Here is a 13,913-nt window from a genome sequence, read left to right as displayed (position 1 = left end):
ATTATACACAAAAATAAAAAATTAATAACATTCGTTATTAATTTTTTATTTGCTTAACTTCGTTTTGATGATTGTTTTTTAGCGATATTGTTTTTGTTCTCTTTTTTAGCTGCTTTAATTTTTTTATCAGCAGCAACTTTATCAGAACGTGTTTTTAAAACAAATTGTTTCATTGAAATTGTTTCACCAGTACGTTTTTTATCAGCAATTTGTCAAAATCCATACATAAAGGCAGTAATTAACGCTCCAATCGCCATAAATAAGAATGCTAATAATGTTCATCCTCAAGCACCAGCTCAACCATAAACACCAGTGTCACCGTTTCCACGACCTAAAGCGGATAAGAACCCAACAATTGGACCACCATGTCCAGCTAAATCAGCAATCCCTACTGCTCCAGCTAATCCACCAGCAATCGCTGATCCAACAATATTACTTGGAATAACACGTTTTGGATCATTTACCGCAAACGGAATAGCTCCTTCTGAGATTCCGATGCAACCCATAAAGAACGCTGTTGAACCCATTGTTCGTTGTTCTTCATTATAAAATGGTTTAAAGATTCATGTTGCAATTCCCATTCCCATTGGTGCAACTGGGATTGCAACTGCCATTGCTCCCATTGGAGTATAAATTTTTGAACCAATTAAACCAGTACATGCTAAGAAAGCAACTTTATTAACTGGTCCTCCCATATCAAATCCAGCCATTGCCCCAATTAATAGACCAAAGGCTAATCCAATTGCCACATTAGCAGCATTTGAAATATTTCCTCATGTTTTTGAAATTCATTCTTGGAATTTTCCCATTACTCATCCAACTGTTGAACCAATTACGAACATCATAATCATTCCATAAATAAATCCAACAACAATTGGAATAAAGAAGATTGGCATTACTGGTTTTAAACCTTTTGGCACGTTTCATGCATTAATTCATTTAACGGTATAACCAACAGCTAATCCAGCCACAATCGCTCCAATAAATCCAGTTGGCGTATTAACTGCTTCAATCCCTGGTAAAGGATAAAAGTTAGCAACATTGTTACCAATAAATGAAACAACAATTGCTGGCGCAATTGCAGAACGACCAGCAATTGAGTTAGCAATAAATGCTCCTAAAACAGGAATCATTAACGTAAATGCTGATCCCCCCAAAATATTTAAATAATAGAAAAAGTTCTTAGGATCAGTTAATGGGTCAGTATAGAATAACTCTCCTCAATGTGCTGTTCCTCCTGCTGGGTCAGGAATTCAACCCATCCCTTTTGAAGAACCGTGGAAGTTTTCATAATTAGGACCATAAATTGCTTTCGCCAATCCTAATGAGATAGCAATAAAAATCCCCCCCAAGATAACAATTGGCACCATATATGATACCCCTGCCATCAAATGTTTCATAACTCCAACTTTCTGACCATTATTACCACCACTTTTTGTTGCAAACTCTCCAACTGGTGTAGTTTTTCCCTCTTTTAAAGCAGCATTAATAACTCCTTCAGGGTCTTTAATTGCTTTAGCAACAGGGCAAATATATACCTTTTTTCCACCAAATCTTGCCATATCAAGACCAATATCAGTTGCCGCAATAATTACTTCTGCTCGTTTAATTTCTGCTTCAGTAAAATCGTTACGAATTCCTTCTGCCCCATGCGTTTCAACTTTAATATCATATCCTAATTTTGGACCAGTTTGATTTAATTTATCAGCAGCCAGGAAAGTATGCGCTACTCCTGTTGCACAAGCTGTCATTGCTAAAATCAACGGTTTTTCACCAGTTGGTTTAGTAGTTTCTTTCGTATCGTTTTGATCAGAACCAGCTAATAGTGCTGCTTGAATTTTGTCCTTATTTGTTTCAACTTTCATTTCTTTTTTAAAGTTTTCATCCATTAATTTTCGAGCAACTTCACTTAATATTCCTAAATGAATATCACCTGATTTAGCCTCAGGAATAATTAAGGCAATTGCCACTTTTGTTGGTTTTCCATCCATTGCTTTTCAATCAATAGCATCTTTAAAACGAATAAACAAAACTGCTTCTTTTTTAACTTCTTTAATCCGCGCATGCGGAACTGCAAAACCATCTTCAAAACCTGTTGAAGATTCTTTTTCACGAGCCTCAAAACCTTTAACAAGTTCGTTCGGGTCAGAAACATACCCTAATGTTTCAGCCAACTTAGCAAGTTCTAAAAAAGCTTCTTCTTTAGTCTTTGCGGTTGAATCTAAAATGATATGCTTCTCATTAAAAATTTTATTATACATATAGTTTTTTCCTCCTACAATCTTAAATTTAACAAAAAAAAAAAAAAAAAGCAATAGAATACTTAAAAAAATCTATTTTTTTAAAAAAACTGGAATTTTTTTCTATAAAAAATGGTTTTGAATAAACCACTTATTTCTTATAACTTAGTAGGGCTTTCCCATTAACCTTAACCGTAATCTTTTGATTTAAATCAAAAATAATTGCTGATTCACCAGCTTTAAGCGTTTCTGTTCCAATTGTAATTTCCCCTTCAACAACTGTTACTTGCCCTCATTGCACTAATGATAAATCAAGGACCTGCGTTTTTGTTAATAAGTGTAAGGTAAAATATTGATTATCAACCAATATTCCTTCTATAATATGTTGGACTTGTTCATTTGAATCTGGAACTGTGGTTACATCAAAACACTCTTGTAAATGTAAGGGACGCAAGTTCCCATCTTTATCGGCTCGATCAAAATCATAAAAACGATATGTCACATCGGATGAACGCTGTAACTCAAAAACAGTCACTCCCGGTGTTATTGCATGAACTTTTCCCGGTGGGACATATAAAAAATCACCTTTCTTAACTTTTACTTTAGTAAATAATTGTTCTCATGCTTTTTGTTCCACCATTGTAATCAATTCCGTTTTGGTTTGGGCTTGATGACCATAAATCATTGTGGCATCAGATGAACAATCAAGAATATATCAACATTCTGGTTTTCCCAACATCTTATTGTGCTTTAAACTATATTCATCATCAGGATGCACTTGCACCGATAAATAATCATTTGCTGTAATAATTTTTGACAATAACGGAAACTCGCTTTCCGTAGTGCCAAAATATTCAGGATGGTTTTCATAAAATGATTTTAATGACGTTCATTGCTCTGGGCCAGTTGCAATATAACTCATACCATTATCTAACGCACTAATAACTCATGCTTCGCCATATAAATCATTTGTTGGTAATTGAAAGCCAAAATCCTTCAACTTGTGGCCCCCTCATAATCGTTCAGAAAAAAACGGGGTTACTTTAATTACTTTATACATAAATGTCCTCCTCAGGTTTTCATTTATATTTAACCATAAAAACCGAAAAAATAATATTATCTTATCAATTTATAGTAAGATATAAATAACTAGCAGAAAAGGAGTTCAGAATGGAAATTATTAATATTCGTAGCTATCTTAAAAAAATAAAGTGGCATTTGTTATGGCTTCTTGCCGCTTTGGGGTTGGTTACAATTATCTTTTTAATTATCTTTTTATTACAGAAAAAAATGTCAGCCCAAGATAAATTAATGTACTGTTCAATTTTTATTGTCATTAATTTGTTGCTATTATTTATTAACTATTTAATTATCAAAAACCCCTTTGTTTTTTCAAAAATTTATCGTTATGATGGTGAAAAAAATAGATTAAGTCTAAGTTTTTACTTTTATATTTTTGTTTTTATTATTACCCTTGTTTTTTTCTTTTTAACAATTGTTTCAATCCAACTAATTTTAAAAACAACTTTTAACAATGCAATTAAACAATTATGATATGCTGGTTTTGGTTATGCCTTATGAAGTTGTTCTATTATTGGTGGTTTTAATACAGTAAATTTAATTATCTTAAACCGACCAATTCCCCCATCAAAACCTAATTCTTAAAATCATAGGCCTCAATTCACTGCAATGATTTTAATAATCATTCTAAATCATTACGAATAACATTAACAACATTGGTTATCGCTTCTTGGTAAGTTCCAACAAAACAAAAACCAAGCAACATCCCCGTTATATCATTAAAACTATTAACATTATAATTATTGAAAGAAATTGTAATATAACCACCATCAAATTGCATTAAGGGGATTTTCTTATTGTTATTAGCTAATTCAATTAGATTAACCATTACTTTTGGGGTTAATAGTTTTCGAATTAGAATTTGATAATTTGCATTAACAGCAAATATTTTTTCAAATTCTGTTGATTCTAAGTCCGTATTATCTTTTGATTTAAAGATTTTTAAAAAAGTTCGCATTGCCTTAATTGTCGCAATTAACATTCATAGTTCATTAACATCAATTATTAAATATGGATAACGTGTATAAATAATATCTTTGCTTTTCCCCATATCAATTAATTCTTTACGGGTTAAAGTTCCAAACGAATAATTAACATTTGTTGTTTGAAAGTTAATAACATAATCTTGTCTAATTTCACTTTTTGCTGGGACTCCAACATAGGGAAAAAGATCAAAATCTTTTTTAACGGTGTCAACTTGATATTTCTTTGTTGTGATAGCATCTAATTCTGTTTGGTAGAATTTTGCTAAGGGCAATTCTTGAATAATAAGTTTTTGTAATTTAATTGCTTTTGAATATTTAAATGTTAAATATCCAGCACCACTTAACGAACCTAAACTAGCAAGAAAAATGAGAACTTGACCAGTAATTCCCACCGAACTTAGAGCTGCTAAAAAGAACAAACTAAGCTTAATAAAAGTTATTATTAATAAAAATCATAATAAAAATTTAATTATTACTAAAAACCAATTCAAAAACATATAGCGCTTTTTTAAATATTTAAAATTAATATTTGTTAATTTATGTTTCATAACCGGGTCGGTAAACTCTTGTGTAACAACCGCTTCTAAAGGTAATATATTATTTTCCATTGCTTCCTTTTAATTCCCCCATTAATTTAAAAAATAGAATTAGGAACAACTAATTATTGTCCTAAATCTATTTTAACATCTTGACGATCAACAGCATCTGCTTCAAAATATAAGAACGTGTTTAAACGTAATGAACTTGCCGCAACATTTGATGGCCAAGTTTTTAAACTGGCATTAAAATCACGAACTGCTGAATTATAGAAACGACGAGCGGCAGCAATATTGTCTTCGCAATCTTTAATTCCTGTTTGTAATTCAATAACACTATTGTTTGCTTTTAAATCTGGATAATTTTCTAATAAAACATTAATTTTCCCCGCTTGACTAGTAATTGCATTATTAACCTTATATAATTCTTTAACATTTAAGTTTTGATTAGTTTGACTTCTTAGCTCAACAATTGCTGTCAAAGTATCTTTTTCATACTTCATATATTGTTTTGTACTGTCAATTAATTTTGTTAACATATCAACTCTTCGCTTTAATTGAACGTCAATATCTGATGCTGTTTCCTCAATTTTTTCTTTATTACGAATCAAATTATTTCTTGATAAAATAAATAAGAAAATTGGAAAAATTAAAATAAACCAAATATAAACAAAGAATTTGCCAAAAAAACTACTTTTTGCTGCAACTTCTGCATTATTTACTGTTGGATTATATCCCATTTTTGTTCCTCCTTTACGGGCCTATTTGTTAATCATTATATAAGAAAATAATAATAAAAACAAGATAAACTTTTAAATAATAAAAAATAGCTCGTACTTGAGCTATTTTTAAAAAAGTTAATTATTTAATAATTGAAACAACTGTTCCGGCACCGATTGTACGACCACCTTCACGAATTGAGAATTTTGTTCCTTCTTCAATCGCAACTGGGGCAATTAATTCAACTGTCATTTCAACATTATCAGCTGGCATAACCATTTCTACTCCAGCTGGTAATTTAATTGAACCTGTAACATCGGTTGTACGGAAATAAAATTGTGGACGGTAATTTCCGAAGAATGGTGTATGACGCCCTCCTTCTTCTTTACTTAAAACATAAACTTGTGCTTTAAATTCTTTATGTGGTTTAACTGAACCTGGTTTTGCAATAACTTGCCCACGTTCAACATCGTCGCGGTTTACTCCACGTAATAAAATCCCAACATTGTCTCCAGCTTTAGCGTCATCTAATAATTTTCTGAACATTTCTAAACCTGTTGCAACAACTTTTTTAGTGTCTTCTTTTAATCCAATAATTTCAACTTCTTCATTAACTTTAACAACCCCACGTTCAACACGTCCTGTTGCAACTGTTCCACGTCCTGTAATTGTGAAAACATCTTCAACTGGCATCATAAATGGTTTTGCGATATCTCTTTCTGGTTCTGGAATTCAAGTATCAATTGCATCCATTAATTCCATAATTTTTTCTTCTCATTGAGGATCACCTTCAAGTGCTTTTAACGCTGATCCTCTAATAACTGGGGTATTTTCTCCATCAAATCCGTATTCACTTAATAGGTCTCTAACTTCCATTTCAACTAAGTCGATCATTTCAGTATCGTCACCAATCATGTCACATTTGTTTAAGAAAACAACCATTTTTGGTACACCAACTTGTCTTGATAATAAGATATGTTCTCTTGTTTGAGGCATTGGCCCATCAGTTGCCGCAACAACTAAAATCGCACCATCCATTTGTGCGGCCCCTGTAATCATGTTTTTAACATAATCGGCATGGCCTGGACAGTCAACATGAGCATAATGTCTTTTTTCAGTACGGTATTCAACGTGTGAAGTATTAATTGTAATTCCACGTTCTTTTTCTTCAGGTGCTTTATCGATATTATCATATCCTTGTGCTTCTGCAAATCCTTTTTTAGCTAATACAGTTGTAATAGCTGCTGTTAGGGTTGTTTTACCGTGGTCAACGTGACCAATTGTTCCAACGTTTACGTGTGGTAAACTTCTATCAAATTTTTGTTTTGCCATTTTAATCTTTTCCTCCTATATTTAATAGACAAATGTCATAACTATTGTAAATTAATTTGTCTTGCTTTGCAATCCTTTTTTAATAATGGTGGATAAAAACCATCGGTGTAATAACCTTATTCAGCTGATTTTCCAGCTTTTTTAATAATTTCTTCGGTAACTGATTTTGGTGCTTCTTGATAGTGTGAGAATAACATTGTGTATGTTCCTCTCCCTTGTGTAAAGCTTCGTAAATCAGTTGCATATCCAAACATTTCTGATAATGGAACTTTTGCCTTAACAACTTGGGCATTTCCACGTTGATCATTTCCTTCGATTTGACCACGACGTGATGATAAGTTCCCCATTACATCTCCATAGTATTCTTCTGGAACAGTAACTTCAACCGCCATAATTGGTTCTAAAATAACTGGTTTAGATTTTTTTGCCGCTTCTTTTAAAGCTAAACTAGCAGCAAATTCATACGCCATTTGTGATGAATCGACATCATGGTATGACCCATCAAATAAAGTTGCTTTAATATCAATCATTGGATACCCTGCTAATTTACCAGTTTGCATTGATTCTTCAATTCCTTTTTTAACAGAACCAATAAATTCTTTGGGAATTTTTCCCCCAACAATTGCATCAACGAATTCAAAACCTTTATCATGGTTTGGTTCAAACTTAATTCATACGTGACCATATTGTCCACGTCCCCCTGATTGCTTAATGTATTTTCCTTCTACTTCCGCACTATCTTTGAAGGTTTCACGATATGAAACTTGTGGTGCTCCAACATTGGTTTCCACCTTAAATTCACGTTTCATTCGATCAACTAGAATGTCTAAGTGCAACTCACCCATTCCAGCAATAATTGTTTGCCCTGTTTCTTCATTTGTTCATGTTCTAAATGTTGGATCTTCTTCTGCTAATTTTTGTAATGCTAAACTCACTTTTTCTTGGTCTGCTTTTGTTTTTGGTTCTAACGCTAAACTAATAACTGGTTCTGGGAAAACCATTGATTCTAAGATTACTTCATTTTTTTCATCACAAAGAGTATCTCCCGTTGTTGTTAACTTTAGCCCAACTGCAGCAGCAATATCACCCGCATAAACTTCTTCAATTTCTTCACGATTATTAGCGTGCATTTTTAATAACCGTCCAATTCGTTCACTCTTATCTTTTGTTGAGTTTAAAACAGAACTTCCTTTTTTTAATACTCCTGAATAAACTCGGAAAAATGTTAATTTTCCAACAAAAGGATCAGTCATAATTTTAAATGCTAACGCTGAAAATGGTTCACTATCATTTGTATGACGTTCAACTTCTGCTCCGTTTGCTAATACTCCTTTAATCGCTGGAATATCAACTGGCGAAGGTAAGTAGTCAATTACCCCATCCAACAGTAATTTAACTCCTTTATTTTTAAAGGCACTTCCACAAAAGACTGGAAAAAAGTCTCCCGTTAATGTTGCCGCACGAATTGCACTTTTAATTTCAGAAATTGTAATTTCATTACCATCCAAGTATTTTAGCATTAACTCTTCATTGAAATTAACAACTGCTTCAATTAATCTTGTACGATATTCTTCCACTAAATCTTTTAAATCATCAGGAATTGGAATTTCTTGGGCTTCTTCATTTGCTGCTCCATCGTAATGGTAAGCTTTACGTTCCACAATATCAATGATTCCTGAAAATTGATCTTCTGCGCCAATTGGGATTTGCACTGGATGTGCATTTGCTTGTAAACGGTTATGAATTGTTTTTACTGAGTATAAAAAGTCAGCTCCAATTTTATCCATTTTGTTAACAAAGACAACTCGTGGTACCCCATAAGTTGTTGCTTGTCTTCAAACGGTTTCTGTTTGGGGTTCAACTCCTGATTGTCCATCAAGAACAGCAACTGCCCCGTCTAATACTCGCAATGATCTTTCTACTTCCACAGTAAAGTCAACGTGACCTGGAGTATCAATAATATTTAAACGAATATTTTTTCAAAAGGCTGTTGTTGACGCAGAAGTAATTGTAATTCCACGTTCTTGTTCTTGGGCCATTCAGTCCATTTGACTAGCCCCGTCATGTGTTTCTCCAATTTTATGAATTTTACCAGTATGGAATAAAATCCGCTCTGTTGTTGTGGTTTTCCCAGCATCAATGTGCGCCATAATTCCAATATTTCTCGTATTTTCTAGAGAATATTCTCTTGCCATTTTTAGATTCCTTTCTGTGTTTCTTATCAACGATAATGGGCGAAAGCTTTATTTGCTTCTGCCATTTTATGTGTATCATCTTTTTTCTTTACTGACCCACCAATACCATTTGAGGCATCAATAATTTCATTTGCTAAACGATCAATCATACTTTTTTCATTACGTAATCTTGCATAATTAATTAATCATCTTAATCCTAAAGTAACTTTACGATCATCATTTACTTCAATTGGGACTTGGTAATTAGCTCCCCCAATTCGACGAACTTTTAGTTCTAAATGTGGTGTGATGTTTTCAATTGCTTTTTTAAACACTTCTAGTGGTTCACTATTTGTTTTTTCTTTTACAATATCAAATGCTCCATATAAAATTGTTTGAGCAACTCCCCTTTTCCCATCAATCATAATCTTATTAATTGCACGAGTCACTAATTTTGAACTATAAATTGGATCTGGTAAAACATCTCTTTTCTCTGCTTGGCGTTTACGCATAAAACTCCTCCTTTCTTTTTATCTAAGCTTTAGTTGCTTTTGGTCTTTTTGTACCATATAGTGAACGTCCTTGTTGACGGTTATTAACTCCGGCAGTATCCAACGTTCCACGAATAATATGGTAACGTACCCCTGGTAAGTCTTTAACCCTTCCTCCACGGATTAAAACAACACTATGTTCTTGTAAGTTATGGCCTTCACCTGGAATATATGCTGTTACTTCCATTCCGTTTGTTAAACGAACACGGGCATATTTTCGTAACGCTGAGTTTGGTTTTTTTGGTGTCATTGTCGCAACACGAGTACAAACTCCTCTTTTTTGTGGTGAGGTTACATCAGTTGGTTTTTTTTGTAAAGAGTTTAGCCCTCTATTTAAAGCGGGGGCTTTTGTTTTTCACACTTTTTCTTTACGTGGTTTACGAACTAATTGGTTAATTGTTGGCATTAAACTTGCTCCTTTCTTTTTCACATATCCGAGTGTATCAAAGAATACAATCCATATATAATATTACATAAAACCCAAAATTAAGTCAATAATTATTTAACTGTTTATCATAAAAAAAGACCAGACGGTCTTTTTTTAATATTCTTCAGCTTTTGCCGCAATTCCGGCTGTAATAATATCTTTCGGATTTTTTAATCCTGTTCCAGCTGGAATTAAATGTCCTAACATAATATTTTCTTTTAAGCCTTCTAAACGATCAACTTTTCCTTTAATAATTGCTTTAACTAACACACGCGTTGTATCTTGGAATGAAGCGGACGATAAGAATGACTCTGATTCTAATGGTGCTTTCTTAATTCCAAAAATAACATGTTTAGCAGTTGGTGGTTTTTTCATTGAACGAACTGCTTTAATTGTTTTATTACGATAGCGTTTAATTGTTACAATTTCACCTGGCAATAAATCAGTATCACCAGCATCAATGATTTTAACTTTATTCAACATTTGTTTAACAATAATTTCAATATATTTGTCTGAGATTTCAATCCCTTGTAAACGATAAACACGTTGAACTTCTTTTAAAATGTAATTGTGAACATCTTCAATCTTAGCAATTTCTAATAATTCTTTAATATTAATTGAACCTTCCGTTAACTTTTGTCCACGAACAACTTTATCACCAATTTTAACTCGTAAAACGGCATTATATTGTGTTTTATATTTTCGTTCATCACTATCTGATGCAACATAAATGGTATGAATTCCACTTTCATCACGAATGTCACTAATAACTCCATCAATTTCTGAAATAACAGCAATTGATCCTTTTGGTGTTGTAACATCTAATAATTCTTTAATCCGTGGTAACCCTTGGGTAATATCAGCTCCACCAGCAACACCTCCAGTATGGAAAGTACGCATTGTTAACTGTGTCCCTGGTTCTCCAATTGATTGGGCCGCAATTGTCCCAACTGCTTCACCAATTTCAACTTCCATTCCTGTCGCAAGGTTTTTTCCATAACAACGTTGACAAATTCCTTTTTCAGCTTCACAAGTTAAAACTGAACGAATTATCACTTCTTTAATCCCACTAGCAACAATCGCTGCACTATCTTCTTCTGATAACAATGTATTCGCTGTGATTACTTTACCATTTTTTAATTTAATATCTTTTAAATTATAACGCCCAACTAAACGGTCAAATAATGGCACAATAATATTTGAGTGTTTTTGTTCAATAATATCAGAAACAACAAAACCACGACGAGCATTACAGTCTTTTATTGTAATAATAATTTCTTGTGAAACGTCAACTAAACGTCTTGTTAAATAACCTGAATCCGCAGTTTTTAACGCCACATCAGCCATCCCTTTTCGTGCCCCGTGGGTTGAAATAAAGAACTCGGATACGGTTAATCCTTCTCGGAACGAAGATTTAATTGGTAATTCAATAATATCTCCTTTCGGGTTGTTCATTAATCCCCGCATCCCAACTAACTGCGTAAAGTTTGAAACATTCCCCCGTGCTCCTGAATCAGCCATCATAAAGATTGGGTTTTTAGGATCTTCTCGTAAAACATGTTCTAATTCTGTTTGAATGTTATCTTTTACTTTTGATCATACGTTAATAATTCGATGTTGTTTTTCACGACCTGTTAACATTCCCATTTTAAAGTATTCATTAATTTCTTTAACCTTATTATCTGCTTCTTTAAACTCTTCTTGTTTTTTATCATAAACCTTAACATCGCCCGCTGAAACAGTTACCCCTGATTTACCTGAGTATTTAAACCCTGAGTTTTTCATGTTATCTAACATTTCAGCGGTTTTATTTGCTCCATAAAGTTTAAAGTAACGATCAATAATGTTTGATAAGTCTTTTTTCTTAAATGGTGGATTGACCTCCCATTTTTCTAAATACTCAACTAAATTAACATTATCCTTAATTAATGAACGAGCTGGTAATGCTGTCAAGTTTTGAACATTTGGTTCATTTAAATATGGAAACTCTTCTTTAAAAATTTGGTTAAAAATAATTTTTCCTGGTGTTGTAATAATATAATCATCCATTTGTTCAGGTTTGAATTTTTTATTAGCAAAACCACTGGCAGGAATTGCAACTAAGGCATGTAAGGCTACGGCCCCAGTTTCATAAGCAATAACTGCTTCGTTTAAATCTTTAAAAATTGTTCCTTCACCCAATTGTCCTTTTTCTTCATATGTTAAGTAATAATTTCCTAACACCATATCTTGGGTTGGCGTTACAATTGGTTTTCCATCTTTTGGTCCTAAAATATTACGACTTCCTAGCATTAAACTACGTGCTTCAGCAACAGCTTCATCGGTAATCGGAACATGAACCGCCATTTGATCACCATCAAAGTCGGCATTAAACGCTGTTGTCACTAAGGGGTGCAAACGAATTGCTTTTCCTTTAACTAATTTTGGTTCAAAAGCCTGAATTCCTAAACGGTGCAATGTTGGCGCACGGTTTAATAACACTGGTCGTGATTTAATGACTTCTTCTAAAACTTCTCACACTTTGTCATCTTGATTTAAAATTAATTTTTCAGCAACTTTAATATTTGCTGCTAAACCATCCTTCACTAATTTACTAATAATAAATGGTTTAAACAATGTAATTGCCATATCACGAGGTAATCCACATTGATACATTTTTAAATCTGGCCCAATTGCAATAACTGAACGTCCTGAATAATCAACTCTTTTTCCTAATAAGTTTTGACGGAAACGACCTTGTTTTCCTTTTAAAATACTTGTTAATGATTTTAATGGTCGTTTATCTTTTCCAGTTACTGGCCGTGCTTTTCGTTCATTATCTAATAATGCATCCACAGCCTCTTGTAACATCCTTTTTTCATTATTAACAATAACACTTGGTGCTCCCATTGCTTTAACTTTTTTTAATCGTTCGTTTCGAATAATAATTCGACGGTATAAATCGTTAATTTCTGAAGTAGTGAAACGACCACCATCTAATTGAATAATTGGTCGAATATCTGGCGGAATAACTGGAACTGCACGCAGAATCATTCATTCTGGACGTGAACCTGATTTTTTTAATGAGTCTAATACTTCTAAACGTTTCATTAATTTATTTTGATCTAATTGTGTTTTTTTATCTTTTAAATCTTGTTTAATCTTTTCAATTTCATCATCAATATTTAGATTTTTTAATAATGTTTCAACTGCTTCAGCTCCAATTCCAAAACGAGCATTAGTATGGCGATTAATAAACTGTGCACATTCATCCATTGAAAAAGGTAATGAAGTATTTTTTAAATCCTCAATCATTGTTTCGCCAGCCTCATAAGCAACAGTCCCTTGTTCTAACGTATCTAAAATTTCTCGTAATGTTTTTGTTAAACGTTGACGAGTTGCTGCTGAAGTTTTGGCATTTCCTAAATCTAAAACCATTTTTTGTTTTAATGATTTAGCATCACCAGCATCCAAGACAATATACGACACGAAATAAACAACTTCTTCTAATTCTTTTGTTTTCATATCTAAAATTAATGCAATTCGACTTGGCGCTGCTTTTAACATTCAAATATGACTAACTGGTTCTTCTAATTCGATGTGACCCATACGTTCACGACGAACAATTGCTTCTGTAATTTCAACACCACAACGTTCACAAATTTTTCCTTTATTTTTTGATTTTTTATACTTCCCACAAGCACATTCAAAGTTTTTAGTTGGCCCAAAAATCTTTTCATCAAATAAACCATCACGTTCTGGTTTTAAAGTTTTATAATTAATTGTTTCTGGTTTTTTTACTTCACCATATGATCAACCACGAATGTCTTCAGGGTTCGCTAAACCGATTTTAATCATACAATTATTTTTTTCATTATTTTCAACCAT

10 protein-coding genes are annotated in these 13,913 nt (G+C 32.9%); 1 reads left to right on the top strand and 9 read right to left on the bottom strand.

Going from position 1 to position 13,913, the window contains the following annotated elements; all coding sequences use genetic code 4:
- Positions 1-53: 53 nt before the first annotated feature.
- Positions 54-2,261, bottom strand: a complete 2,208-nt coding sequence (locus AACK91_RS05335) for a fructose-specific PTS transporter subunit EIIC (protein ID WP_338964871.1) — start codon at positions 2,259-2,261, stop codon at positions 54-56.
- A 130-nt stretch (positions 2,262-2,391) separates the two neighbouring features.
- Positions 2,392-3,300: a type I phosphomannose isomerase catalytic subunit gene (locus tag AACK91_RS05330; protein WP_338964869.1), complete on the bottom strand. Its 909-nt coding sequence runs from the start codon at positions 3,298-3,300 to the stop codon at positions 2,392-2,394.
- A 110-nt stretch (positions 3,301-3,410) separates the two neighbouring features.
- On the opposite strand from AACK91_RS05330, the gene AACK91_RS05325 reads away from it, so the two are divergent.
- On the top strand, positions 3,411-3,905 hold the full coding sequence (locus AACK91_RS05325) for a hypothetical protein (protein ID WP_338964867.1): 495 nt from the start codon (positions 3,411-3,413) through the stop codon (positions 3,903-3,905).
- Here AACK91_RS05325 and AACK91_RS05320 read toward each other — a convergent pair.
- The 7 genes from AACK91_RS05320 to rpoC form a co-directional block, all read right to left on the bottom strand.
- Positions 3,895-4,698, bottom strand: a complete 804-nt coding sequence (locus AACK91_RS05320) for a DUF3137 domain-containing protein (RefSeq protein ID WP_338964865.1) — start codon at positions 4,696-4,698, stop codon at positions 3,895-3,897. The genes AACK91_RS05325 and AACK91_RS05320 overlap by 11 nt on opposite strands.
- A 269-nt stretch (positions 4,699-4,967) precedes the next feature.
- Positions 4,968-5,582, bottom strand: a complete 615-nt coding sequence (locus AACK91_RS05315; RefSeq protein ID WP_338964862.1) for a LemA family protein — start codon at positions 5,580-5,582, stop codon at positions 4,968-4,970.
- Between the two features lie 121 nt (positions 5,583-5,703).
- A complete protein-coding gene (tuf, locus tag AACK91_RS05310) occupies positions 5,704-6,894 on the bottom strand; it encodes an elongation factor Tu (RefSeq protein ID WP_338964859.1) in 1,191 nt (396 codons plus the stop codon).
- A gap of 116 nt (positions 6,895-7,010) precedes the next feature.
- Positions 7,011-9,089 (bottom strand): elongation factor G, encoded by a 2,079-nt coding sequence (gene fusA / locus AACK91_RS05305; protein WP_338964857.1) that lies wholly within the window; start codon positions 9,087-9,089, stop codon positions 7,011-7,013.
- A gap of 23 nt (positions 9,090-9,112) precedes the next feature.
- On the bottom strand, positions 9,113-9,580 hold the full coding sequence (gene rpsG / locus AACK91_RS05300) for a 30S ribosomal protein S7 (protein WP_338964854.1): 468 nt from the start codon (positions 9,578-9,580) through the stop codon (positions 9,113-9,115).
- Positions 9,581-9,602: 22 nt separating this feature from the next.
- A complete protein-coding gene (rpsL, locus tag AACK91_RS05295) occupies positions 9,603-10,025 on the bottom strand; it encodes a 30S ribosomal protein S12 (protein ID WP_040094450.1) in 423 nt (140 codons plus the stop codon).
- A 135-nt stretch (positions 10,026-10,160) separates the two neighbouring features.
- Positions 10,161-13,913, bottom strand: coding sequence for a DNA-directed RNA polymerase subunit beta' (rpoC, locus tag AACK91_RS05290; protein WP_338964843.1), 3,753 nt, complete (start codon positions 13,911-13,913; stop codon positions 10,161-10,163).

This window comes from Spiroplasma endosymbiont of Sarcophaga carnaria (assembly GCF_964019595.1).
GTDB lineage: Bacteria > Bacillota_I > Bacilli_A > Mycoplasmatales > Mycoplasmataceae > Spiroplasma > Spiroplasma poulsonii.
The sequence above is the reverse complement of the archived record's forward strand: the minus strand, read 5'-3'. Positions and strand labels throughout refer to the sequence as shown.